General features: G+C 39.5%; 25 protein-coding genes. 11 read left to right on the top strand and 14 right to left on the bottom strand.

Annotated features, from left to right (window positions below):
- Positions 1 to 161: 161 nt before the first annotated feature.
- Both clpB and OB69_RS09695 read left to right on the top strand, forming a co-directional pair.
- On the top strand, positions 162 to 2,783 hold the full coding sequence (gene clpB, locus OB69_RS09700) for an ATP-dependent chaperone ClpB (protein ID WP_053223530.1): 2,622 nt from the start codon (positions 162 to 164) through the stop codon (positions 2,781 to 2,783).
- Positions 2,784 to 2,857: 74 nt separating this feature from the next.
- Positions 2,858 to 3,760, top strand: coding sequence for a S66 peptidase family protein (locus OB69_RS09695; RefSeq protein WP_053223529.1), 903 nt, complete (start codon positions 2,858 to 2,860; stop codon positions 3,758 to 3,760).
- A gap of 63 nt (positions 3,761 to 3,823) precedes the next feature.
- Here OB69_RS09695 and chrA read toward each other — a convergent pair whose 3' ends face one another.
- From chrA to OB69_RS09665, 6 genes are read right to left on the bottom strand one after another with little or no spacing between them, the layout of a single operon-like run.
- On the bottom strand, positions 3,824 to 5,008 hold the full coding sequence (chrA, locus tag OB69_RS09690) for a chromate efflux transporter (protein WP_245620798.1): 1,185 nt from the start codon (positions 5,006 to 5,008) through the stop codon (positions 3,824 to 3,826).
- 13 nt (positions 5,009 to 5,021) lie between these two features.
- A complete protein-coding gene (locus tag OB69_RS09685; protein WP_053223527.1) occupies positions 5,022 to 5,996 on the bottom strand; it encodes an isopenicillin N synthase family dioxygenase in 975 nt (324 codons plus the stop codon).
- A 53-nt stretch (positions 5,997 to 6,049) separates the two neighbouring features.
- A complete protein-coding gene (gene recO, locus OB69_RS09680; protein ID WP_053223526.1) occupies positions 6,050 to 6,739 on the bottom strand; it encodes a DNA repair protein RecO in 690 nt (229 codons plus the stop codon).
- Positions 6,739 to 8,991, bottom strand: a complete 2,253-nt coding sequence (gene porZ, locus OB69_RS09675) for a type IX secretion system anionic LPS delivery protein PorZ (protein WP_157608538.1) — start codon at positions 8,989 to 8,991, stop codon at positions 6,739 to 6,741. Before porZ ends, recO begins: the two co-directional genes overlap by 1 nt.
- On the bottom strand, positions 8,988 to 9,593 hold the full coding sequence (locus tag OB69_RS09670) for a thymidine kinase (protein WP_053223524.1): 606 nt from the start codon (positions 9,591 to 9,593) through the stop codon (positions 8,988 to 8,990). Before OB69_RS09670 ends, porZ begins: the two co-directional genes overlap by 4 nt.
- Position 9,594: 1 nt before the next feature.
- Positions 9,595 to 9,918: a 2Fe-2S iron-sulfur cluster-binding protein gene (locus tag OB69_RS09665; RefSeq protein WP_053223523.1), complete on the bottom strand. Its 324-nt coding sequence runs from the start codon at positions 9,916 to 9,918 to the stop codon at positions 9,595 to 9,597.
- 33 nt (positions 9,919 to 9,951) lie between these two features.
- Here OB69_RS09665 and OB69_RS09660 point away from each other — a divergent pair, with 33 nt between their 5' ends.
- Positions 9,952 to 10,947 carry a hypothetical protein gene (locus OB69_RS09660; protein ID WP_053223522.1) on the top strand — a complete coding sequence of 332 codons (996 nt, stop codon included), beginning with the start codon at positions 9,952 to 9,954 and terminating at the stop codon, positions 10,945 to 10,947.
- Between the two features lie 26 nt (positions 10,948 to 10,973).
- On the opposite strand, the gene OB69_RS09655 is transcribed toward OB69_RS09660, so the two are convergent.
- From OB69_RS09655 to OB69_RS09645, 3 genes are all read right to left on the bottom strand, one after another.
- Positions 10,974 to 11,195 carry a hypothetical protein gene (locus OB69_RS09655; RefSeq protein ID WP_053223521.1) on the bottom strand — a complete coding sequence of 74 codons (222 nt, stop codon included), beginning with the start codon at positions 11,193 to 11,195 and terminating at the stop codon, positions 10,974 to 10,976.
- A 42-nt stretch (positions 11,196 to 11,237) separates the two neighbouring features.
- Complete coding sequence (gene gltX / locus OB69_RS09650; RefSeq protein WP_053223520.1) at positions 11,238 to 12,752, bottom strand: glutamate--tRNA ligase; 1,515 nt, start codon at positions 12,750 to 12,752, stop codon at positions 11,238 to 11,240.
- 90 nt (positions 12,753 to 12,842) lie between these two features.
- The gene (locus tag OB69_RS09645; protein WP_053223519.1) at positions 12,843 to 13,226 is read right to left on the bottom strand and encodes a RidA family protein; all 384 of its coding nucleotides are present in this window, start codon (positions 13,224 to 13,226) and stop codon (positions 12,843 to 12,845) included.
- 49 nt (positions 13,227 to 13,275) lie between these two features.
- Between OB69_RS09645 and OB69_RS09640 the strand changes: the two genes are divergently transcribed.
- Positions 13,276 to 13,944 carry a 3-hydroxyacyl-CoA dehydrogenase family protein gene (locus OB69_RS09640; protein ID WP_053223843.1) on the top strand — a complete coding sequence of 223 codons (669 nt, stop codon included), beginning with the start codon at positions 13,276 to 13,278 and terminating at the stop codon, positions 13,942 to 13,944.
- Between the two features lie 52 nt (positions 13,945 to 13,996).
- Here OB69_RS09640 and glmS read toward each other — a convergent pair whose 3' ends face one another.
- Genes glmS through OB69_RS09625 form a run of 3 tightly spaced genes read right to left on the bottom strand, consistent with a single transcriptional unit; the run spans position 13,997 to position 17,972 of the window.
- Positions 13,997 to 15,832, bottom strand: coding sequence for a glutamine--fructose-6-phosphate transaminase (isomerizing) (gene glmS / locus OB69_RS09635; protein ID WP_053223518.1), 1,836 nt, complete (start codon positions 15,830 to 15,832; stop codon positions 13,997 to 13,999).
- A 42-nt stretch (positions 15,833 to 15,874) separates the two neighbouring features.
- The gene (locus OB69_RS09630; RefSeq protein WP_221404873.1) at positions 15,875 to 17,167 is read right to left on the bottom strand and encodes a DUF4270 family protein; all 1,293 of its coding nucleotides are present in this window, start codon (positions 17,165 to 17,167) and stop codon (positions 15,875 to 15,877) included.
- Positions 17,160 to 17,972 carry a glycogen/starch synthase gene (locus OB69_RS09625; protein WP_053223516.1) on the bottom strand — a complete coding sequence of 271 codons (813 nt, stop codon included), beginning with the start codon at positions 17,970 to 17,972 and terminating at the stop codon, positions 17,160 to 17,162. Before OB69_RS09625 ends, OB69_RS09630 begins: the two co-directional genes overlap by 8 nt.
- Positions 17,973 to 18,103: 131 nt before the next feature.
- Between OB69_RS09625 and panC the strand changes: the two genes are divergently transcribed.
- The 7 genes from panC (at position 18,104) to OB69_RS09590 (ending at position 23,748) form a co-directional block, all read left to right on the top strand.
- Entirely contained in the window at positions 18,104 to 18,952 is an 849-nt protein-coding gene (gene panC, locus OB69_RS09620; protein WP_053223515.1) for a pantoate--beta-alanine ligase, read from the top strand.
- 25 nt (positions 18,953 to 18,977) lie between these two features.
- Positions 18,978 to 19,325 (top strand): aspartate 1-decarboxylase, encoded by a 348-nt coding sequence (panD, locus tag OB69_RS09615; RefSeq protein WP_053223514.1) that lies wholly within the window; start codon positions 18,978 to 18,980, stop codon positions 19,323 to 19,325.
- Between the two features lie 7 nt (positions 19,326 to 19,332).
- Positions 19,333 to 20,343, top strand: a complete 1,011-nt coding sequence (locus tag OB69_RS09610) for a lysylphosphatidylglycerol synthase transmembrane domain-containing protein (protein ID WP_053223513.1) — start codon at positions 19,333 to 19,335, stop codon at positions 20,341 to 20,343.
- A gap of 31 nt (positions 20,344 to 20,374) precedes the next feature.
- The gene (gene rfaE2, locus OB69_RS09605) at positions 20,375 to 20,800 is read left to right on the top strand and encodes a D-glycero-beta-D-manno-heptose 1-phosphate adenylyltransferase (RefSeq protein ID WP_053223842.1); all 426 of its coding nucleotides are present in this window, start codon (positions 20,375 to 20,377) and stop codon (positions 20,798 to 20,800) included.
- A 10-nt stretch (positions 20,801 to 20,810) separates the two neighbouring features.
- A complete protein-coding gene (locus OB69_RS09600) occupies positions 20,811 to 21,500 on the top strand; it encodes a zinc metallopeptidase (RefSeq protein ID WP_053223512.1) in 690 nt (229 codons plus the stop codon).
- 54 nt (positions 21,501 to 21,554) lie between these two features.
- Positions 21,555 to 22,694, top strand: coding sequence for an acyl-CoA dehydrogenase (locus tag OB69_RS09595; RefSeq protein ID WP_053223511.1), 1,140 nt, complete (start codon positions 21,555 to 21,557; stop codon positions 22,692 to 22,694).
- 130 nt (positions 22,695 to 22,824) lie between these two features.
- Positions 22,825 to 23,748 (top strand): AraC family transcriptional regulator, encoded by a 924-nt coding sequence (locus OB69_RS09590; RefSeq protein ID WP_053223510.1) that lies wholly within the window; start codon positions 22,825 to 22,827, stop codon positions 23,746 to 23,748.
- On the opposite strand, the gene OB69_RS09585 is transcribed toward OB69_RS09590, so the two are convergent.
- Entirely contained in the window at positions 23,734 to 24,435 is a 702-nt protein-coding gene (locus tag OB69_RS09585; protein ID WP_245620797.1) for a geranylgeranylglyceryl/heptaprenylglyceryl phosphate synthase, read from the bottom strand. The two genes, OB69_RS09590 and OB69_RS09585, sit on opposite strands and share 15 nt — an antisense overlap.
- Positions 24,436 to 24,478: 43 nt before the next feature.
- Entirely contained in the window at positions 24,479 to 24,886 is a 408-nt protein-coding gene (locus tag OB69_RS09580; RefSeq protein ID WP_141655383.1) for a hypothetical protein, read from the bottom strand.
- Positions 24,887 to 24,889: the final 3 nt, after the last annotated feature.

Here is a 24,889-nt window from a genome sequence, read left to right as displayed (position 1 = left end):
TCTAAAGGAATTTTGTGTAAATCTAAGACATAATGTCCGAATAAAAGTAATGAAGCCATATTTTTCGGCCAAATTTTCCGAACATCAACTATGGATTATAGTTTGTAATGGTAGCGATGTCAGCTTAAAAGCTTGAGAATATTTAAAGGAAAACAACAATCATGGATTTTAAAAAATATACCATCAAATCGCAGGAAGCCATTCAAAAGGCGGCCGAGCTTGCCGCTGGAAATCAGCAACAAGCCATTGAGCCAGGACACCTTTTAAAGGCGATCCTTTTATCGGATGAGAATGTACTTTCTTTCCTGATAAAAAAACTGAGTGTGAATAAGGTACAGTTTGAAACAAAACTGGAAGATATAGTAAACGGATACCCAAAAGTAAGCGGAAGTAGTTCGCAGCCCTATTTATCGAACGATGCTCATGCAGCGCTCACCAAAGGCTTAGACTACCTAAAGGAGTTTAAAGACGAATTCGTAGCTATTGAACATATTGTTTTAGGCCTTTTGGCGGGAAAAGACAAGGTAGCCAACCTGATGAAGGAAGTGGGCTTTGGCAAGAAAGAGTTGATTGCAGCCATTAAAGAGCTGCGCGGTGGAAACAGTGTAACCGATGCCAACGCAGAATCCAAATACCAGTCGCTGAGCAAGTATTCTAAAAACCTAAACGAGCTCGCCAGCCAAGGTAAAATCGACCCCGTAATTGGTCGCGATGAAGAAATTAGAAGGGTGCTTCAAATTCTTTCAAGAAGAACGAAGAACAACCCAATTCTTTTGGGCGAACCAGGTGTAGGAAAAACCGCCATTGTAGAAGGTATGGCGCAGCGAATTATTGATGGTGATGTGCCAGAAAACCTAAAATCAAAAACCATTATATCGCTAGATATGGGGCTTTTGGTGGCTGGTGCCAAATACAAAGGTGAATTTGAAGAGCGTTTGAAAGCCGTAATCAAAGAAGTACAAGATGCGGCTGGAGAAATCATTCTCTTCATTGACGAGATTCACACCTTAATTGGAGCAGGTGGCGGAGGCGAAGGCGCAATGGATGCGGCCAACCTTCTAAAACCAGCCTTGGCACGTGGGGAATTGCATGCCATAGGAGCGACTACGCTTAAAGAATATCAGAAGTATATCGAAAAAGATAAGGCTTTGGAAAGAAGGTTCCAGGCTGTTGTAGTCGATGAGCCCGATCGTGATGATGCCATTTCAATTCTGAGAGGAATCAAAGAGAAGTATGAGGTCCACCACGGAGTACGGATTAAAGATGATGCGGTAATTGCTGCAGTAGAACTTTCAAGCCGATACATCTCTGATCGCTTCTTACCGGATAAAGCGATTGACTTAATGGATGAGGCTGCCGCTAAAATGCGTATCGAAATGGACTCTCTTCCTCAGGAATTGGATGAGATGAACCGTAAGATCATGCAATTGGAAATTGAGCGCGAAGCCATCCGTAGGGAGAAAAACAAAGACAAGGAAACGGTGCTTTCGAAAGAGATTGCCGAGATTTCTGAGAAGCGCGATGGGCTTAAAGCGAAATGGGAAAACGAGAAATCGGTGATTACCAGTATTCGCGAAGCCAAAGAAAACATAGACCGCTATAAATCTGAAGCTGAAAAAGCTGAAAGAGAAGGCGATTTCGGTAAAGTAGCGGAAATACGTTACGGCAAAATCGTGGAAGCGGAAAGAAAACTGGAAGAGCAAAAAGCGCTAATGCGAGAGATGCAAGGAGAAAAAACCTTGCTGAAGGAAGAAGTGGATGCGGAAGATATTGCGGAAGTAGTAGCAAAATGGACGGGAATTCCCCTCTCCAAAATGCTTCAGTCCGACCGTGAAAAACTTCTTCATCTAGAGGAAGAATTGGGCAAACGCGTGGCGGGACAAAAAGAAGCGATTACAGCTTTATCGGATGCAGTTCGAAGAAGCAGAGCAGGCTTGCAAGACCCTAAACGCCCGATTGGTTCTTTCATTTTTCTAGGAACAACTGGGGTAGGAAAAACCGAATTGGCGAAAGCCTTGGCGGAATACCTCTTCAATGACGAAAACAACATGGTGCGTATCGATATGTCGGAATATCAAGAACGCCATGCGGTGAGTAGATTGATTGGAGCACCTCCGGGCTATGTAGGCTACGATGAAGGTGGCCAATTGACAGAAGCGGTACGTAGAAAACCTTATTCAGTAATTTTATTGGATGAGATTGAAAAAGCACACCCAGATGCTTTCAACATTCTTTTACAGGTGCTAGATGATGGACGATTAACAGATAATAAAGGCCGTGTGGCCAACTTTAAGAACACGATCATCATTATGACGACTAACATTGGCTCGACCATAATTCAAGACAACTTCGCTACGATTAACGAAGAAAATGTATTGGATGTGATAGAGGAAACGAAAATGGAAGTGATGGATCAGCTGAAGAAATCGGTGAGGCCAGAGTTCTTAAACAGGATTGACGAAACGATCATGTTTATGCCGCTCAACCGCGATAATATCAGGCAGATTGTTCGAATTCAGTTTGGCTTAATTCAGAACCAATTGAGTGAAAACGGAATTGAAATCGAAGCGACTGACGAAGTGCTCGATTACCTTGGAGAATTAGGCTGGGATCCGCAATACGGTGCCCGTCCGCTCAAAAGAGTGATTCAGCGCAAAGTGTTGAACGAGCTTTCTAAGCAAATTTTATCTGGAAAAGTGGATAAAGATTCCGTTGTAAGTATTGAACTTACTCCTGAGAAGGAAATCGAATTCGTGAATATTGAAAAAGTAGAAGAGTTGTAGCTTTTCAAAGCTACAGCAACATAAAAATTGAAAGAAGACGTCTTAATCAGGCGTCTTCTTTTTACTTTAGGGGCATGTTCATCCCTCCATTATTAAGTAAAGGCGATAAGATTGCCATCGTAGCTCCTGCCAAGAAAATTCAATCCGACTTGACTTTTGCGGTGAACACCTTAACCGAATGGGGTTTAAAACCCGTTTTGGGTGAGCACGTTTTAGCAACAGACCATTATTTTGCAGGAACAGACAGTCAAAGACTTCAGGATTTACAAGAAGCATTAGACAATCCCGAAATCAAAGCCATTCTAATTGCTCGTGGCGGCTATGGCACTACAAGGATTTTGGAGCAAATCAATTGGAGCAATTTCCTCAAAAACCCAAAATGGATTTGCGGTTTTAGCGATATTACATCACTCATTACCGAACTCAACAATCGTTCAGTAGCCTGCATTCATGGTCCATTGGCGGTTACTCTCGATTGGGATGAATTGACTACAGAAAGCTTAAAATCTATGCTTTTTGAAGGAAAGGTAAATTACAACATCCCTCCTCACCCCTTAAACCAATTCGGTCAAGCCAATGCCGAACTTATTGGAGGGAATTTATCCATCATTTGCAATTCCATAGGAACTTCTTCAGAAATCCAAACCAAAGGTAAAATCCTCTTTTTGGAAGAAGTAGGGGAATATATTTATCATTTAGACCGAATGCTTGTGCAGTTAAAAAGAGCTGGAAAACTTGATGATTTGGCAGGCGTAATCATCGGAGATTTTTCTTCAATGAAAGACCACAAGGATAGTTTTGGAGCAGAAGCCTTGGAGGTTATTGTTCGCAACTTGGCTGGCTTGAATATTCTAATCGCTTATGGTTTTCCGCTTGGGCATGAAAAAAGAAACTTGTCTGTTTATTGTGGGGTTCCTACAACTTTCGATGTTAGTGAGACAGGTGTGAGCCTAAACTTCGATATAACAAGTTTGTAGGCTTTTAGTAGAATCAACTTTCCAAAAGTTTGAAACTTTTGGAAAGTTAGAGGTTTGCTACTACTAAATATTCGGTATAAAAATTCCCGCCAGTAGCCCGGCCAAAATGATAAAAGGGGGTGGTATTTTGGTGTAAGTGAGCATTAAGAAAGTGCCGATAATCACACTTACATTCAGTACATTGTTTTCGATGGGCTGAAAAAGAACGAAAGCGGCAGCTGCCACCATGCCTGCACTGGCCGCGTTAATTCCTTCCAACGAAGCCCTTACAACACGATAGCGTTTTAGGTCATCCCAAAAGCGAATAACAAAGAAAATCAAGAAGGTACCAGGTAGAAAAATTCCGCAGGCGGCCACAAAACCACCCAAGATTTGTGCACCCAATCCCATCTCACGAACAGACAAAGCTCCAACAAATGAGCTTACTGAAAACACTGGGCCAGGAACAGCTTGTACCATCGCAAAACCTGAAAGAAATTCTTCTGAGGTAAGGAACCCCTTAAACTCTACAAACTCTGTGTGCAAGAATGGAATCAATACTTGCCCTCCGCCAAAAATCAAACTTCCGTTTCGATAAAAATTCTCAAAAAGTAATACAAACCTATCTTGGGTAACAGCACCTAATCCAGCGGCTGTTAAAAGCACCAATGCCCAAAGCGTAAAGTTTCCCCATTTGATTTTTATCTTTTGTTTCTCTTCGGGAACCTGTTTTTTGTATTTGAATGCCGTAAGTGTACCAGCAAAAATTAGCACCAAAGGCAATGCAATCGGTTTAGAAATAAAGTAGGTAACAATGGCCGAAAGCGCCATCAATCCACCAGCCGTTCGGGTTGTGACAACTTTTGAAGCAATTATATAGGCGCCATAGCTTACAAAGCCTACAGCCATGGGCTGAATAAATCGGGTAAATTCTAAGCTCAGGTTTTTGGTTTGGTAAGAGTCTACCAAAATGGCGGCCGTGGTCATAACAGCAACTGCCGGGAGCATCCAAACCAATAAAGTAAGGTAGGCTAGATTTGCCCCACCAATTCTAAAACCAATGGCAGTTATGGTTTGGGTAGAAGTTGGACCAGGTAAAATTTGGCAAAGCGCATTCAATTCTATTAATTCTTCTTCGGTGAGGTAGCCTCTTTTCTTCACCATGATTTTAATGAGCATGGCAAAATGCGCTTGGGCACCACCAAAGGCACTTACCGCCATGAGTAAAACATCACGCAGAAAAATATAGTATCGAATACGCTTGATCAAAGCTCGAAGTGCTTTACTTCTTTTTCAAGCCTAACTCAATAAGCCTTTCATTCAGAAACTCGCCAGCCGTAATGTCGTCATACAGCTTTGGATGATCCGCATCAATACAGCTTTCTAGGCAAGTCAAATCCATGTCGGAACGCGGATGCATGAAGAAAGGAATTGAAAAACGTGAATTCTTCATTAGCTCTCTTGGCGGATTTACCACCCTATGGATTGTTGATTTCAGCTTATTGTTGGTATGACGCGAAAGCATATCGCCCACATTTACTACCAATTGCTCTGGCAAAGCAGTAATTGGAATCCATTTGCCGTCATTTCTCAACACTTGAAGACCATCGGCACTGGCTCCCATTAAAAGCGTAATCAGGTTAATGTCGCCATGCTCAGCTGCACGAACCGCATCATCAGGTACTTCGTCTGGGTTTTCTATTGGAAAGTAATGAATAGGGCGCAAAATGCTATTCCCATTCTTTACTTTATCATCAAAATAATGCTCAGGTAAACCTAAGTAAAGCGCAATGGCTTGTAACATTTTTATACCTGCTGCCTCAATGGTTTTATATACTTCTAGCGCAATCTCTTCCATTTCTGGAAGTTCTTCTGGCCAAATATTATCTGGGTATTCGTTTTTTATCGGGTCGCCATCGGTTACCTCTTGGCCAACATGATAAAACTCTTTCAAGTCGCCAGTTTTACGACCTTTGGCGTGTTCTTTACCTTTGCCTATATAGCCACGCTGCCCTGCTAATTCTGGCACTTCGTATTTTTGCTTAATGTTGTCGGGCAACATAAAGAACTTCTGAATAATGGCATAAAGCTTTTGCGTTTGGGCATCGGAAAGTCCGTGATTTTTAATGGCAACAAATCCAATATTATTATAAGCTTGGCCTAGTGCATCTACAAATGCTTGTTTTTTGGCTGGGTCACCCGAAGTGAAATCGGCTAAATCTAGTGAGGGAACCTCATCGTATAATTTTTCGCTCATGGCTCAAATGGTTAAAAACAGTCTAATTTATTAAATATTCGTTATAGAGTTCACTATCTCAACACCTCTTTCAGTACTTCTAACGATTTTATTTCATTTAATCCTGAAACGTGAATCTGATAAAACTTAATAATATGTGAGAGCACATCACGTCTGAGCTGACTACTCAACGTTATTTCGTCTCCCAAAGGCTTGTTCATTAAATCAGAAATAATTGCTCTTTCAGCTTCTAAAGTAGAAAAGTGAACACCATGCTCACCTAGCTCTTCAATAAAACCTTCGGCCGATTGGGGTTCGAAGCCCAAGTAACCGCTGCATTTCATTAAAAACTGTAAATGAAAGTTGCTTATGTTCGTTTCCAAATGATCGAAAATAACCATGGCCTGATGCACAAAATCATAAAGGCCTTCGTTTTCCGATTCTTCTCGCAATGTTTTGCTGAGCATTTCGGTAAGGAAAATTCCTATTCCGGTTTTTACTGGATTAAATGGAATAGAGCTATAACCATAAGCAAATTTGGCTTCAGAAATCCGCTGTAAGTCTTTTCCGTTTTTATGGTACACTACCAAATCAAGTAAACCTAACGGCTGGTAAAGCGCCATTTTTCCTCTTGATTTTGCGCTTCGCACACTATTTACAATATAGCTTTGCATGCCAAAGGCTTCAGTAAACACCCGAACTATGATGGAGGTTTCTCTATATTTTATATAGCTCAAAACTATGCCTCTGGTACGATGTAGCATTAGATAACCACTATTTTACCAACAAAGGTTTCCGTTCCATCGGCATTCGAGCTAAACACCAAATACACACCGGTTTTCACTTTTGCACCGTTGTTATCGCGGCCGTTCCAAATGGCTGTGCTGCCATTGGCTTTGGTTTCTTTTACCAGCTTACCCGAAATGTCAGTAAACTTTACCGAAGCATTATTCACCAGTCCATTAATTACAATTTGCCCATCGAAATTTGGTGGTACTGGGTTAGGATAAATCTTTACATTTTGATGTTCGAAAGTACCTTGAGTAGCATCGCCTTTAAAAGACACCAAGCCTTTGTCTGTTCCAACAAACACTTCTCCCGAAGTTTCTTCAACATAAACCGAAGTGATGGTATTGGAAATGAGCGGGCTATTTTGAGTAGTAAACCTTTGCACCAACTCCTCACCCGTTTCGCTAAACAGCCAAAGCCCATTATTCTTCGTTCCGAACCATTTACGATTAGCTGGGTCGATTGCCACGGCAGTAATATTTTCATCGCGAAGCAAAAGGCGATTTTCATAAATAGGAATACTGGCTGTTAACGCTTGGCCTTGAAGAACGGCATTCAGGTTAGGAAAAAAAGCGATCCCTTCGTCAGTTCCCACCCACAAAAATTGGTTTTGATCCAATATCAAGGAGGTGATTTTACTTCCTGGCAAACCACCCTGCCCACCATTTGTATTCAAATATCGTTCGGTATTACTGGTTTCATTAAACACCAAAATTCCACCTCCACGACTATCGTCTATAGGAAGCCATTTATCGCCATTGGGTGCAATGAAAAGTGAAACCGCATATCTTGCTCGGGAGTTGGTCAGAGAATAAGAGCGCCAAGTATCTTCTTCAAAATTCCATTCGTGAAGAACGTTCAATGTTCCATAATCCGTCACCCAAAGCGAATTCTCGCTTTTGGCCAAACCTGTGATTTTAACATTCCCGCTTGTATTCAAAGTGGTATTAGGTGAAATTTCATTAACCGAGCGAATGTTTCCTTCTGAATACAAAAAGAGGCCTTCATTAAATGAAGCTGAAACCAACTTGTTCTCTCCTGAAAAAGAAATGGATTCAAAATCCAACAAATCTTGGATGCTATCTCCTTGACTATTCACGACAGCCAAGCTTTTCCAACCCTCGTCAAACGAAAAAGAAGAGAAAAATGAAGCCCTATTTAAAGCAGAAAGGTTATCATCAAATCCGCCTGAAAGCTTTATTATTTGTGCTTCGCTCTTTCCTACCAACCAAGTATTGTCGTTGGCTGGGCCAGAAGGTTTGAAGGATTGTTGACCATTAGGCTCCACCTTGAGCAAACCATCAAAGCCATCGCCCACCCACCAATAATTCTGATAGCGTAATAATTCATTTCGGGAAATTCCTTGTTTTGGAAAGCTATATTGAAGGTTAAACTGATTATTGTCGAAAGAAAAAATACCGGAATTGGTTAAAATCAATGGTAAGTCTGAATCGGAAGTAATTGCCGTAATCGATGCATCAGCTGAAGTTTGATACGACCAACTGCTTCCATTGAAGGCAAACAAATCCGTAGTTGAACTAGCGTAAAGTTTCGACTCTACTTCATGAATATTCGAAAAAGGAATCCCAACAAAATCTCTTTCCCAATTATTGTAATCTTGGCGATTAACTCCGTTCTCTAAGCTGACTGAAAGAATTCCACTTTCGGTAGCAGCATAAATGCGGTCATTCGAAAATACGATCTCTGAAACACTTACACTTTCGCCATTCACACCTATATTCTGGTACGATTCGATAATTTCTTCAGAGGAAAGGTCTAAAACGATAATACCTAAATCTCCGGACAAGTAGGCCTTTCCATCATTGAAGGCGATATCCTTAAATGATTTATTGGTAGTTGTTGGTGCTTCGAGTACTGTTCTAATGTTGTGTATACCATTAGCTGAAAGCAAATCGATATTTCCATTTGCATAACCAATCACCAGTGTTTTGGAATCAGAATCGTAGCCAATAGCGCCAATACTCACATCGGAAAGTCCGTTACTTTTTGTAAGTCTGTTGACAGAGTTTTCGGATAGATCGACAAAGAAAAGTCCGTTGGGGGAAGCGGCATAAATCAACTCGCCTGCCGCAGCAATGTCAATCACATTATTATAGCTGATGTGCGACCGCCAATTAAAAACTGGAATCTGACCTTGTGCAAAGCTGGTTTGCACTGCAAGGAGTATGACGGCTCCTAAAGTCAGACTAAGCAGGCGTTTGATCACTTTTTCTTATTTCTCTTTTTTTCTTCGAGTCCCTTGTAGAAGTATTTACGGTTTCGAGCTTCGTAAATATCCTTTTCACCCAATTCCACTGTCCTTTCAGAGTCGGAAAGTTTGTATGAGAACGAAGCTAAGCTACCGCTCACTGTACAAATAGCATGTAATTTGGTTACAAATTCTGCAATTGCAAGTAACTGAGGCATGGGGCCGAAAGGATTTCCTTGGGCGTCCATATCTAAACCAGCAACAATTACCCTCTTCCCGTTATTGGCCATGGTTCGGCACACATCTATAATTTGATCATCGAAGAATTGTGCCTCGTCAATTCCTACCACATCGCTTTCACCGCATAAAAGCAAAATATCGGACGCGAACTGTACTGGCGTAGACCGAATCACGGTATTGTTGTGTGAGACTACGTTCTCTACATCGTAACGCGTATCGATAGCTGGTTTAAAGATTTCCACATTCTGTCTGGCAATAGTAGCCCTTCGGAGGCGCCTAATTAGCTCCTCCGTTTTTCCAGAAAACATACAGCCACAAACCACCTCGATGGATCCTGACGCATGTTCTCCTGCTATTTTACCTTGTGGTTCGATAAACATACTATGCGGTATAGGTCATATGAGGAAATTTATTTTTGTCAGCTACGCGAACTTTCACATCACCCAGTAACTTTGCCTGGCAAGCCACACGTTCTCCAGGTTGAAGCTTACCAGCATCGAAAAGCAGTTGCTCTGTTTCTTCAATCGGGCTCAGTTGGTCTGCTCCTTCTACTACTATAATTTTACATGTGGTACAACGGCCTTTTTTACCGCAAGCGTGCATCCAGTCGATTCCGCTTTCGTGAATAATATCCAGTACCGATTTAGAGTTATCTGTGTTAGAAATCTCTTTATTGTTCAGGTTTTCAATAGTGATCTGTCCCATAATTTTTAATTTACAAAACAAAAGAAATAAGCCATGAGCTACAAGCTAAAGCAAGAATCAATCTCGAGTTTTTCTACTGCCACTGCTGCAAACATATGTACTGAGTTTTTTGCTGGAAAAAATAAGATCAGCGGAGAGTCGATTATGAGTCTCACCGATGTCAGACAAGTGAATTCATTTATTATTGAAGCATTATTTACCCAATGGCAAGCCGAAATGGCCCGCCTGAGAAGTCCTTACTTTAATTACGAAGCAGAAGAGGTTCAAATAGCGCTTAAAGAGTTTATGAATACCCTTTCAAACCACATTAGTATTGGCCGAGGGCATTTAGAGCCACTTTTGAGTAAGGCAATTGAGGCCACAATACTATTGACTTTCGCTCCAAAGAAATTTCTCTTAAGCTATTGGTTAGATATGAACAGAGAAAACCTTCCAAAAGGCAAGCTAAGGTACATCAAAACGCATACAGAAGGATTTAAATTAATTTTTGAAACCGCAAAAACACCGATTAACCCTGCTTATTTGGGTAATTTATTCGATTCGATGAGTTCTCATTTTGAAATCCCCGAACCTATTGAGTTTCTACAAAAGTTAAAAGCTGAAAACAAACTTGATCTCCTTTTCGAGAAAGAAGTAGTAATTGAGCCAGCACCAGCACCTATTCAAACACCAGAAATAGAAGAAACACCGGAGGTAATCAACACTGTTGCTACCAAGCATGAGAATGGTAAAGAAACCATTAATGATCGGTTCAACGGAAATACAACTGCACCAACACTAGCAGAGAAGCTGCAGAAAAGTAATAGACAGCCGCTTGAAAAAACACTTACCTTGAATGAGCGGATCATGTTTACTAAAACACTTTTTGAGGGCAATCAAGAATTAATGACGAAGGTGCTTGAAGAGCTTGATACAGCGAACAGCATTGATGAAGCTTTGGCAAAAACCCAGCCATACAATAAAAAATGGGATATTGAAGGCGATGAAATGGACGCCTTTATTCAGGTATTAAAGAGAAGATTTAATTGATTTCAAAAATTTGAGAAGAGGAATTTTTATTCCTCTTCATCACTTTCTTTACTCTTAATTTCATCCAGATCATCTCGATCGCGGAGCTTCTTATCATCAACATTCTTGTTCAAGAACTCATTGATTTTATCAATTGACAAGGAGTTACGAATTTCTCCAAAAGAGTCGATCTTGATTTCCATTCCTTCAAGCTCTTTATTCACCTTTGGCTTCTGATCCTTTTGTTTACTCTCCTTTTTCCTTGCCATGTTATTATTATTTATATCAGTCCTCGTCAGTAACGCAATGACCTAGTTTGATGTTTTTAAGGATTCAATAGCTGTATTAATTCGGCTAACTGTTTCTGCTGTTCCCAAAATAGAGATTATCTCCATGAGGTCTGGGCCACCTCCTGCTCCCGTTAAAGCCAAACGCAATGCGGGCATTACTTTTCCAAGCGGAGTATCGTCTGTTGCTAGTACGGCTACAAACTTCTCTTTTGCTTCTTCTGGGCTAACCATTTCAAGCTTAGCTATTTCGTTTGCAAACTCAGCCAATTTCTTAACCGCTTCTGCCGTCCATTTTTTATTTACCGTTTTCTCATCGTAAGTGCTTGGTGCAGAAAAGAAGAACTCTCCGTTTTCCAAAATATCGGAAACGAAAGTAATACGCTCTTTCATTGAGCCAGCAATAGCACTTAAAAGCTCCATATCTGCATCAACATTGCTCTCTTCCTTCAGCATTTGAGCCAACTCATCATTCAACTTGTTCTTCAAGTATTGCTGATTGAACCATTTCGCTTTTTCAATGTCGAATTTAGCTCCCGATTTATTGATTCGCTCCAACGAAAATTCAGAAATTAACTGATCCATAGTGAACATTTCTTGCTCTGTACCTGGATTCCAGCCCAACAAAGCCAAGAAGTTCATACAAGCTTCTGGCAAGTAACCAGATTCCTTAAAGCCTTTTGACAACTCTCCTGTAACTGGGTCAGACCAATTCATTGGGAATATAGGAAAGCCCAATTGGTCTGCGGCTCGCTTACTTAACTTACCGTTACCATCGGGCTTGAGTAACAATGGCAAGTGGGCAAATTGTGGCGCTTCCCAACCAAAGGCTTCATACAATAAAACGTGTAAAGGAGCCGAAGGCAACCATTCTTCACCACGAATTACATGCGTGATTTCCATCAAGTGGTCATCCACGATATTCGCCAAATGATAGGTTGGCATTCCGTCTGACTTCATCAGCACCTTGTCATCGAGCGTGGTGGTATTTACTACAACCCAATCTCTAACTACATCTTTAAACCGGACATCGTCATTCTTAGGCATTTTAAAGCGAATCACATAAGGTTCATCAGACGCCAGCCTCTGCTCAACCTCCTCGGCAGACATTGTCAACGAATTTTTCATTTGATTTCTGCTGATGGCATTGTATTGTGGGTTTGCCATGCGTGCTTCTTTAAGTCGTTCACGCATTTCATCAAGTTCTTCTGGGGTGTCAAAAGCGTAGTATGCTTTTCCTTCAGCAATCAGTCTGTCAGCATATTCTTTGTATAGAGATTTACGATCAGACTGGCGATAAGGGCCAAAATCGCCTCCAGTTTGCGGGCCTTCATCTGGTATAATACCACACCATTCCAATGATTTGAGAATATAGTCTTCAGCCCCTTCTACATAGCGGTTTTGGTCGGTGTCTTCAATTCTAATAATGAATTTACCTTCGTTTTTCTTGGCAAATAAATAATTATAAAGAGCCGTTCTAACTCCTCCAATATGTAAAGCTCCTGTTGGGCTAGGGGCAAATCTTACTCTAACACTCATGAAATTTAATTTGGGCGCAAAAATACGCAAAAGTCAAGTCCATCGCTAAGAATGACTTGGTGATTTACAATGAATTAAAATTTATTTGGATTAAAGATCTACCGCAATGCAAGAAATTTCAACGTTCACATCTTTAGGTAGCCTGGCCACCTCAACGCATTCTCTTGCTGGAGGGTTCTCTTTGAAATAAACACCATAAGCTTCATTGATGGTAGAAAACTGGTTCATGTCTTTAATGAAAATTGAACATTTCACAATGTTATTGAATGTCATTCCAGCTTCTGAAAGAATGGCCTCAAGGTTCTTCATTACTTGATGCGTTTCTTCTGTAATATTCTCATTGATCATTTCGCCAGTAGCTTGATCAAAAGGAATCTGACCTGAAATGTATAATGTATTACCTGCTTTAACGGCTTGGCTATAAGGCCCTATTGGTGCTGGGGCATCTGGACTATTAACGATTATTTTCGACATGTTCGGATTGTTTGATTTAATGAATAATTTTGGGGCAAATTACACATTTATGAAAATTCTAGTCATCGGTTCCGAACAGAATATCGAAGAGTTTAAATTAAAATTTAATACGGGGCATGAATGCCGCTTCGAAACGGACTATGATTTCGAAGAAGACCTCTCCTCATTTGATTGTGTTTTTGATTTTTTCATTGGTGATAGCCCTGAGCAATTCGAGATATTTAGCGCATATGAAGGGCTTAACCTATTCGTAAACGCTCCTAAAATATCACTCGCAGAACTGGCTTATTACCAAGAAGAACTGAACTGTAACCTTTATGGGTTTAACGGTCTACCGACTTTCCTGAATCGAGATATTCTAGAAGTTTCAGCCTTGAATGATAAGGCTCAGTCGGGTTTGGCGGACCTATGCAAAAAACTAAATACTGACTTTGAGATGGTTGAAGATCGTGTTGGGATGGTAACTCCCAGAATCATCTTCATGATTATTAATGAGGCCTTTTATACGCTTCAGGAAGGTACAGCCTCAAAAGAAGCTATAGACACAGGCATGAAGTTAGGAACCAACTACCCTTTTGGTCCTTTTGAATGGTGCAAAAAAATAGGAATCAACAATGTTTATGAAGTTCTTGAAGCCTTGTATGACGATACTAAAGAAGAACGATATAAAATCTGCCCACTGCTTAAAAAGGAATACTTAAGCCAAGTTTCGCATTAAAAAAGGGAGCCTATTGAGCTCCCTTTTCATTTAAGTATATTTTTAATTTCTATTATTCAACAGTAACCGATTTGGCCAAGTTTCTAGGCTGATCTACATTACAACCTCTCATTACCGCAATATGGTATGATAACAGTTGTAATGGAATTACAGCAATAAGTGGCATCAATGCATCACTAATGTGAGGCACTTCAATCACATAATCAGCCATTTTAGGAATTTCAGTATCACCTTCAGAAACGACTGCGATTACTTTACCTTTTCTCGCCTTTACTTCTTGAACGTTAGAAACAATTTTTTCATAACTACTGTCCTTAGTAGCAATTACTACAACTGGCATTTCTTCGTCTATCAAAGCAATAGGACCATGTTTCATTTCTGCTGCAGGGTAACCTTCTGCATGTATGTAAGAAATCTCCTTAAGCTTTAAAGCTCCTTCTAGGGCTACAGGGAAATTGAAACCTCTACCTAAATAAAGGAAGTTTCTAGCATCTTTAAATACTTTAGCAATCTCCTCAAGTTGATCATTTAGCAGCAAAGCCTTAGCCACTTTCTCTGGTACTGATTCCAGCTCAAATAATAATGCTCTGTACTTGCTTTCAGAAAGAGAGCCTTTCTTCTCAGCAATCATCAAGGCCATCATGGTGAGCACAGAAATTTGAGCAGTAAATGCTTTTGTACTTGCTACACCAATCTCTGGCCCTGCATGCGTATACGAACCCGCATGCGTAGCTCGTGCAATCGAAGAACCCACAACGTTACAAACCCCTATAATGGTAGCACCTTTCGACTTGGCCAACTCAATGGCAGCCAATGTATCAGCCGTTTCGCCTGATTGAGAAATAGCAATTACTACATCCTTTTCATTTACGATAGGGTTTCTATACCTAAATTCAGAAGCGTACTCTACTTCTACTGGAATTCGACAGAACTCCTCAAATATGTATTCAGCCACTAAGCCAGCATGCCAAGAGGTTCCGCAAGCAATAATCAGGATTCTATCGGCATTAACCGTTTTGGTCACGTAGTCAAAAATACCACCTAGCACCAATTTGCCCTCTTTTGCTTGAAGTCGGCCTCTGAGGCAATCACCTATTGATTTTGGTTGCTCAAAAATCTCCTTCAACATAAAGTGGTCGTAACCACCTTTTTCTATCGCTTCTAGTTGAATATCAATGGTTTGAACATAAGGAGTCATTTCAACGTCAGAAACATTCTTTATGGTAAGATGTCCATCTTTAATAATGGCAATTTCTTGATCATCTAGGTACACAACTTCGTTGGTATACTCTATAATTGGAGTAGCATCTGAAGCAAGAAAGAACTCATCTTTACCCAAGCCTACAACTAATGGACTGCCCTTACGCGCAGCAATCATTAAATTTGGATCTTCCAAAGAAATAATAGCGATAGCATATGCCCCAACTACTTTATTTAATGCTAAGCGAACAGCTTCAGCAAGACTAACTTCAGAGTTTAAATATATGTCTTCAATAAAATTTATAAATACCTCCGAATCCGTATCGCTCTTAAAATCATAGCCTTTTTTAATCAGATCGGTTTTAAGAGAGGAATAGTTTTCAATAATCCCATTATGAATCATTGCCAGTTTACCTGAGTTTGATAAATGTGGGTGAGCATTTACATCGTTAGGCTCTCCGTGGGTTGCCCAACGCGTATGCCCAATACCAATATTACTCTTTAAGTTTTCTCCTTTAGCAAAATCATGGAGATCTGCTACCTTTCCTTTTTTCTTGTAAACATTAAGGTCGCCATTCAACAAAGCCACACCGGCACTATCGTAGCCTCTATACTCCAAGCGCTGTAAACCCTTGATAATTACTGAATAAGCTTCTCTATGACCTAAATAGCCAACTATTCCGCACATACGATTTTTTTTTATTGGATAAATATAAGAAGATGGGTTACTCTATTTAAGTTCGGAGTAGAAAACTTTTAGTTTAAAATCTTCTGGTCGAAATACTACATTTCCTAACTCCCCATTTACAGATGGGGGAGCAATGAAAAATTGGTTTCTTCTAAAAACATCAGAAAAATAATAGCCTACAAATGACGTAATCGATCCAATATAAGTTTTTGAATCCTCATCATATAAAAGTATCAGCGGAGTTTCACTTCCAATTGGATTCGAACCATCTTGCTGTATGGCTCTAAAGTTCTGTCCATCACGAATCACTCTGTTTCCAGAGTCGGTAAGTAAAAGCAATAACCTTGTAGGAGGAGTAACTCCGTCTACAGGCTCTTCTATAGGCCCAATTGAGACTTGAGCTGTATTCACAATTGCTTCGGGTTTTAAATTGGCAAATGTTTCCAATTCAGAAAGATCAATTTTTGTTACAATTCCCGCACCAGCTTGAATGTATCGTAAACCAGAACTTGGTGAATACTCTTCGTTTGTGTTAGTCAATCCCTCTAACGCTGTACCTGAGCGATCGAGTTCAAGCCCGAAATAATGTGTGAGGTCTCCTAGCGTTATTTTGTGTGTAGAAGGAACGTTAACCGCCCCTGTGCTCGACACTTCACTATAGTAAAAGTCAATCATCGAAGATTCTGGATCTAAAACTATTCCATAAGCATTCGATGAATTATCCTCTGTTTGAAAAGCTAAACCAGGAAAAGCTGCTTCAAAAGCTTCTTGAGAAGCCACTTCAGGCCCTTCATCTCTCATGATTTCGAATAACCTGTTGGCAAAAGCCATATCTAAATCTATGGTATAAACCGAATCAAGTTCATCGATTAAAATGTTACCCGCAGCAACCAATTCGTTCGAAATGGCAGTACTATTAGTTGTGATATGTAGTGTGTCTTCTATTTGTTCAGATAGCAAGCTTACTTTAAGACGCACTGTTTTTGCGAAGTCCTTGTATAAGTAACCAAACTTAATACTCAGTTTAACACTATCAAGAATAGCCTCTTCAGATATACTGTTTAAATCATCTTCATTCAGCTCCATTTTGGCGTATGTGGTAGCTTTAACTTTCCCTACATCAGGGTCATCAATATTACCAATAAAGCCTACTCCTAAGTTTGTAGATGATATGGAATCCAATAGAACAACTGACGAGCTAGTGCCCACCGTTTCTACTGAAAACTCTACAGGTGAGACATCATCTGACCCAAACCCAAAATCTCCGTTCTTCTCACAAGAAAACAAAAGAGTGAGGCCTAACATTAAGGCCCCAATACTTTTAATCTTACCCAACAAGTTCATTATATAAGTTATAATAAGAGTCTAAGAAATTATCGTCTTTCTCTATTGTATCTACTTTTTTAAGTTTTTCGATTTCAGTCACTAAATCATTTAAACCCTCATGACCTTCTTCTTCGGCCCTAATAACAGCATCGGCATATTCAGCACCTGTTTTAATAAAACCAGCGAAATCCGCTGTTTTTAAATTTTCAAGCATACTATCATCAATGTCCATCATTTTCACCTTATCTAATAAATCTGCATCAAACTGATGTGAGAATGCATTGTTATAGATTGTAAAGATTGACTTAGTATTCTGAAATATAGGGTCGTTTTTATAGGTAGTCTTCAGATACAATGGAATCAAACTAGTCATCCAGTCATTACAATGAACAATATCTGGAGCCCAACCTAACTTCTTCACTGTTTCAAGAACGCCTTTACAGAAGAATATTGCCCTTTCGTCATTATCTGCATAAAAGTTATTCTCCTTATCAACGAATACCGATTTTCTATGAAAATAGTCTTCATTGTCAATAAAGTAGACTTGTAGTTTAGCATTTGGGATAGACGCCACCTTAATTACTAAAGGTTTTTCTTCGTCACCCACAGAAATGTTGATACCTGAAAGTCTGACCACTTCGTGTAGCCTGTTTTTTCTTTCGTTAATAAGTCCGAAACGAGGAACTAAAATCCTAATCTCCATACCTCTCTCCTGCATCGCTTGTGGAAGTTTTCTCACAAAATCGGCAACAGCGGAAGTTTCTAGGAACGGATTGATCTCACTCGCAACGTAAAGAATTCGAAATTTTGACATAATTATTGGAAATTTAATGACACCTTCATTTAGAAAATGAGCACAAAATTACTCCATTTTCCCGAAAAAACCTTGATTTATCTAAAAAAGCGTTGTTAATAAGCGTTAATTAGACTATCCTTCGCGATCAAATGAACACCTTCAAAAAAATAGAGGAACTCCGTGCTGAGCTACTCAAATATCGACTTGAAAACAAGAAAATCGGACTCGTTCCAACCATGGGAGCCTTACATCACGGCCATATTTCACTGGTGGAAAAAGCCAAAGAGAAATCTGATGTGGTGGCGGTTTCAATTTTTGTTAATCCCACACAATTCAACAACCCTGAAGACTTAGAAAAGTACCCTAGAAATATTGAGCGCGATTTAGACTTACTGAAAAAAGCAGGCTGCGATATAGTTTTCACACCTGAAGTAACAGAAATGTACGCTGGAAGCCATGATTTAAAAATCAGCTTTGGAACCCTTGAAAATTCATTAGAGGGGAAATTTAGGCCTGGCCATTTTAGTGGTGTTGGTCAAATTGTGTCTAAGCTTTTCAATATTTTCCAACCTCATAGCGCTTTCTTTGGCCAGAAAGACTTGCAACAGTTTTTCATAATTAAAAAACTAATAAATCAGCTTTGTTTTCCAATTGAGCTACACATGATTCCGACCAAAAGAGAAGACAACGGCTTGGCAATGTCTTCTCGAAATGAACGACTTACTCAAGAAGAAAAATTAGAAGCTGGGCTGATTTACCAAACACTTAAGCTATCTGCTGAGGCAATCCTAGAAGGAAGATCAATTCATCATGTAATTGAACAAGCCAACGAACTATTCGCGAAAAACGAGCGTTTGAAACTTGAATATTTCGAAGTAGTTGAAACCGAGAATTTCACAGGAATTTCTACGGTTTCGGACCCAAAGACCACAGCGCTTTGTATAGCCGCTGAAATTGGAAAAGTAAGGTTAATAGACAACTTACTATTAAATTATTAGCTTTGCGGTCGCATTTTAAGAAGGTATGCAGATAGAAGTTTTTAAATCAAAAATTCACAGGGCAAAAGTAACACAGGCAGAACTGCATTATGTAGGCAGTATCACGCTGGATGAAAGCTTAATGGAGGCCTCTGGAATCATTGAAAATGAAAAAGTACAAATCGTAAACGTAAACAACGGAGAACGATTTGAAACTTATGTTATTAAAGGCGAAAAAGGCAGCGGCACAGTTTGCTTAAATGGCCCGGCAGCTCGAAGAGTACAAGTGGGTGATATCATCATTATAGTTTCATATGGCATAATGGATTATGAAGAAGCCAAAACCTTCAAGCCTAAAATCGTTTTCCCTGATAAGAACAACAAGCTAGCTTAACGCTATTTTGAAAGTCAGTTCTAAAGATATCCTCAAACTTATTCTGTCCCTTGGGATTACAGGGTATATCTTATATAATAGCACAAAAACTACCGACTGGAATCAAATCTGGGAAGCTCTAAAAAGCTTCAAATATGAATGGATTGCAGTAAGTGTTATACTATCCCTTTTAAGCCATGGCCTGAGAGCTTACAGGTGGGCTATGCTATTGGGTACCCAAGGCCCTCGCCCAAGTACATGGACGGCATTTTTGGCTGTAATGGCATGTTACTTAGGGAATATGGCCATTCCCAGGTTAGGCGAAGTCGCTCGCTGTACCATCATGAAAGAGGAGAAAGATATTCCAGTAACATTCTCACTAGGCACCGTTATTACAGATAGACTTTTGGATTTATTTATGCTTATGCTGCTGGCTATGTTTTTACTCGCAATGCAGTTTGATTTGCTCAAATCATATTTCAGCCAATTTATAGATGATAAGCTACCTTTTTTAATCACAATTTGGCCGTATTTAGCACTAGCTGGAGTATTAGGTTTATTAACCATTTTATTCTTCGTGAGAAAATCTAAGGAAGAGCGTAATTCAAAATCAATTTACTACAAGATAAATCAAAAAGTCCAAGAGCTTGTTTCAGGAATCAAAGCCATCAAAAAAGTAGAAAACCCACTTGGTTTTTGGGTATCTACCTTAGGGATTTGGGTATTATATTTTGCTATGCTCTATGTTATTTCCTTTGGCTATGCCCCTACTGCCGAACTGTCATTAATAGCAGGCGTTGCAGTACTAGTAATGGGAAGTCTTGGCATGGCCGCACCAGTAAACAACGGAATTGGGGCCTATCAAGCTTTAGTAGCAAGCATTTTAGTCGTTTATGGCATAACTTATAACGATGGTTATGTTTTTGCAGTGGTATCACACGGATCACAAGTAGTTTCAGTTATATTATTTGGATTTTTGAGTCTTCTGATTCTTAACTTTAGAAAAAAGAAAAAGCGAATTGACACCAACGAAAAATAAAATTTATAGCCCAAAGGCCTTAAAAGCGCTCATGCTGAAATGGAAAAGCCAAGGAGAAAAAGTGGTTTTTACCAACGGCTGTTTCGACATTCTTCACTTAGGCCATATCGACTATTTGGAAAAAGCCAAAACTTTAGGCTCCAAGCTAGTAGTGGGGCTCAATGATAATCCTTCTGTAAAAAGACTTAAGGGGGAAGAAAGACCAATAAACGATGAAAACGCCAGAGCGAGAATGCTTGCGGCATTGGCTTTTGTTGATGGTGTGACACTATTTTCGGAAGACACACCAAAGGAATTGATTACCTATTTGCTTCCAGATATTTTAGTAAAAGGAAGCGACTACGATTTAAGCAACATTGTTGGGGCAGATATCGTATTGGCGAACGGTGGAGAAGTAAAAACCATCGATTTAGTGGACGGATACTCCACAACAAATTTGATTCAAAAACTTAAATAAATAAAAAAACATGTTTTTAATATTGATTATAGTAATTGCAATAGTCAGCTGGGTGGTTCAGAACAACTTAAAGAGGAAGTTTAAAAAGTACTCGAAAGTAGGCTTGAATATTGGCTTAACGGGCCGAGAAATTGCTGAGTTAATGCTTCGAGACAACCACATTCACGATGTAAGAGTAGTTTCAGTACAAGGCAGGTTAACTGACCATTATAATCCGGCAGACAAAACTGTAAACCTTAGCCCAGAAATATACGAGGGTCGCTCAGTAATGGCTGCTGCAGTTGCCGCCCACGAATGTGGCCACGCTGTACAACACGCTACGGCTTATGGCCCCTTAGAAATGAGGTCTGCCTTGGTGCCAATTCAAAACGCAAGTGGTAGAATCATCAATACCATTTTTATGATTATGCTTTTCGGTTCATTTTTGATGACTGGCCTAGATTTATTCACAGTAGGGTTACCAATAGTAATTGGCTGTTACTTCATTTTCACCCTATTTGCTTTCATTACCCTACCAGTAGAATATGATGCTACAAAAAGAGCCTTAGCTTGGATTGATGAACGCAATATTGTTACCTCGGGTGAACACGGCATGGCCGAAGACGCATTAAACGCAGCAGCAAGAACATATTTAGTTGCCGCATTAGGTTCATTAGCCATGTTGCTATATTACGTGTTAATGTTCATGAATCGCGACTAAACATTAAGCTGAATTTATTACATTTGCTAACAAACGTTAGGTAAATATTAAAGCATGAATTTTCAATTAACCGAAGAACAATTAGCGGTTCAACAAGCCGCAAGAGAATTTGCACAAACAGAACTTCTTCCAGGAGTCATTGAAAGAGACGAAACCCAAACTTTCCCATTAGAGCAGGTAAAGAAAATGGGAGAACTAGGCTTTTTAGGAATGATGGTAGACCCTAAGTATAACGGAGGTGGTATGGACACCATTTCTTATGTACTCGCCATGGAAGAGATTTCTAAAATTGACGCATCAGCTTCTGTTTGTATGTCGGTTAACAACAGCCTTGTATGCTGGGGAATTGAAAAATACGGAACTGAAGAACAAAAAGAAAAATACCTTAAGCCTTTAGCTACTGGAGAAAAGATAGGTGCTTTTTGCCTTTCTGAGCCAGAAGCAGGTTCTGATGCAACTTCGCAAAGAACAACCGCAGAAGACAATGGTGATTACTACCTTTTAAACGGAACCAAAAACTGGATCACAAACGGAAACACCGCTTCAATTTATTTGGTAATTGCCCAAACCGACCGTGAAAAAGGTCACAAGGGCATTAATTGCCTCATTGTAGAAAGAGGAATGGACGGATTTGTTGTTGGAAAAAAAGAAAACAAACTTGGAATTAGAGGTTCAGACACTCATTCTTTAATGTTCACCGATGTTAAGGTTCCAAAAGAAAACCGTATAGGAGAAGATGGTTTTGGATTTAAATTCGCCATGTCAACATTAAATGGTGGTAGAATCGGAATCGCATCTCAGGCCTTAGGAATTGCTTCAGGAGCTTACGAATTGGCCCTAGCTTATTCAAAAGAAAGAAAAGCATTTGGCAAACCAATCAGCCAACACCAAGCCATTCAGTTTAAATTAGCCGATATGGCTACTGAAATTGACGCGGCAAGATTGTTATGCCTTAAAGCTGCCTACTTAAAAGACCAGAAGAAGGACTTCGGTAAAGCAGGTGCAATGGCAAAATTATTTGCGTCTAAAGTTGCAATGGACACTACTGTTGAGGCAGTACAAATTCATGGCGGCTATGGATATGTTAAAGAATATCATGTAGAAAGATTGATGAGGGATGCAAAGATCACTCAGATATATGAGGGCACATCAGAGATTCAGAAGATTGTAATCTCTAGAGAGCTACTCAAATAGTTAGAATTATCCTATTAAAATGACCATTGGAATAATAAATATTGCCAATGGTCATTTTTTTTTGTTTCTCGTTAATTCTGTTTTACTTTTACAGTGTGTAAGTGTATAATTAATTTTAACAAGAACGTAAATGGAAGACTACAACAAAATCATTGAGTCGCTAGGAGTACGCTATATTAAGAGCCGAAACATGAAAATAGCGAAGCCCGTAACTATCGAAAATCACTACGATGTAGAGAACACGATTTTCATAGTAAATAATGGAGATATATTTTTTGGCCCCGACCAAGAAAAAGTTTCTGAAGGAGATATGCTTTTCATCCCTGGTGGAAAGTCGACTGCAATTTCATATAGCTCCTTAACTGCGCCAGTTGTTTCTAGCGAAGATTTTATTGCTAATAAAAAGAAGTACCTTCAAAACGCTACTGATTCTGACATTAATGATTATGATGTTGATGGATTTAGTCAAGTAATGTTTGAAGCTAAAGTTTTTGATTCTGTAAACTTCTTTGCTTCGCTAAACATCACACCTTTTGCCATTCGAGGTAACGATACAATTGCACAATTAATCCGTGTAATTATTGAAGAGACCAACTCTACCAAGCCTGGTAAAAACAGAATTATTAAGGTAAATACAGAATATCTTTGTGTAGAAATCATTAGATACATTCTTGACAAACGTCTTTTTGTTGAGCAATTGGTAACTAACAGCACTTACTTTAAGGATCCAAGACTTATCGATATTTTTGCTTACATCAAAAACAACCTTGGTGGAGATCTTTCCAACAAAGTATTGGCTGGTGTTGCTGGTGTTTCTGAAGATTACGTGGGTCAGTATTTCAAAATGCTTACTGGAATCAACCCTCAGGATTACATCGAATACCAAAGAATGGAAGCAGCGGTTGATTTACTTCGTACTACTAAAAAGAGCATTCGCGATATCGGACGCGAAGTGGGTTATAAAGATACTGCCTACTTCTGCCGTAGATTTAAAATGATGTTCGGTATTCCTGCAGGAAAAATGAGAAGAAGAGAGAGTTTAATTAACGTTTAACTCTTGATTAAAACATTCGACTACATCAGAAACCTCAGCCAAAACGCTGAGGTTTTTTTGTGCAGCATTTCCTATAACAATAATATCAGCTCCAGCCTCGAGCGCTTCCTTTGCCTTTCTAGTGGTATTTATTCCTCCTCCTACAATTAGAGTTGAGTCAATATTTCGTTTAACTGCCTTGATCATTTTTGAAGGTACGGGCTCAATGGCTCCACTTCCCGCATCTAAATAAATACACTGCAAACCAAGCATTTCGCCCGCCATGGCTGTACTTACCGCTAAACTTGGTTTGTCGTTGGGAATAGGCTGAGTATTACTCATGTATGAAACACTCGTAGGTTTTCCGGAATGGATTAGCATATAGCCCGTTGGTATAACTTCCAGCCTACTCCTTTTTATAACTGGCGCAGCTACCACGTGTTGTCCAATAAGCAATTCGGGATTTCTTCCAGAGATTAAAGACAGAAAAAGAATAGCGTCTGCATCTGAATGAATATGGATGGCATTGCCAGGAAACAATACACAAGGAATACTACTTTGGGATTTTATACATTCTATAACAGATGAAAGATTATTGGTTGTAATTAAACTACCTCCTACAAAAAAATAATCAACTCTGTTTTCAATGGCAGCATTAATAACAGCGCCTAAACCACTTTTATTTATGTCGTCAGGGTCGATAAGCAAGGCAAGGGATTTTTTACCTTCTCGTACTCTTTGTTTGAATAAATTAAGAACCACTATTTTCTTCTTTTTCTCCGAGTTCGTTTAGAAAGCTTCCAAGTTTTTTAGCGGCCAAGCCTAACACAAAAACAATAGCTTGGTGTTTTAGGGCACTTACAACAGCTGATTCTTCAGTATGTTCATTTTGAACTAACTTTCTCACTTTCATCTTTTTGCTTGATGAAGGTTCTGGTATAATTTCAATAATTTGACCTTCTTCCGTTTCCTCACCTTCTTCAGAAGTACCAGATGTAATTAATCTGGTCAGTCCATAAGCCAATAAAAGTGAACCGCCAATCCACAAAGCTTTCTTTCCTGTATCTTGAAAATTGTTTTTTATCAACTCAAACTGATCTTCCAATAACTCTTTGTAGCTAGCGTTAGATTGTTCCAACTCTTCTTTTCTAGATTTCATAAG

This window comes from Roseivirga seohaensis subsp. aquiponti (assembly GCF_001267955.1).
In the GTDB taxonomy this organism is placed as follows: Bacteria; Bacteroidota; Bacteroidia; order Cytophagales; family Cyclobacteriaceae; genus Roseivirga; species Roseivirga seohaensis.
This window is presented reverse-complemented; position numbering and strand designations above follow the sequence as displayed.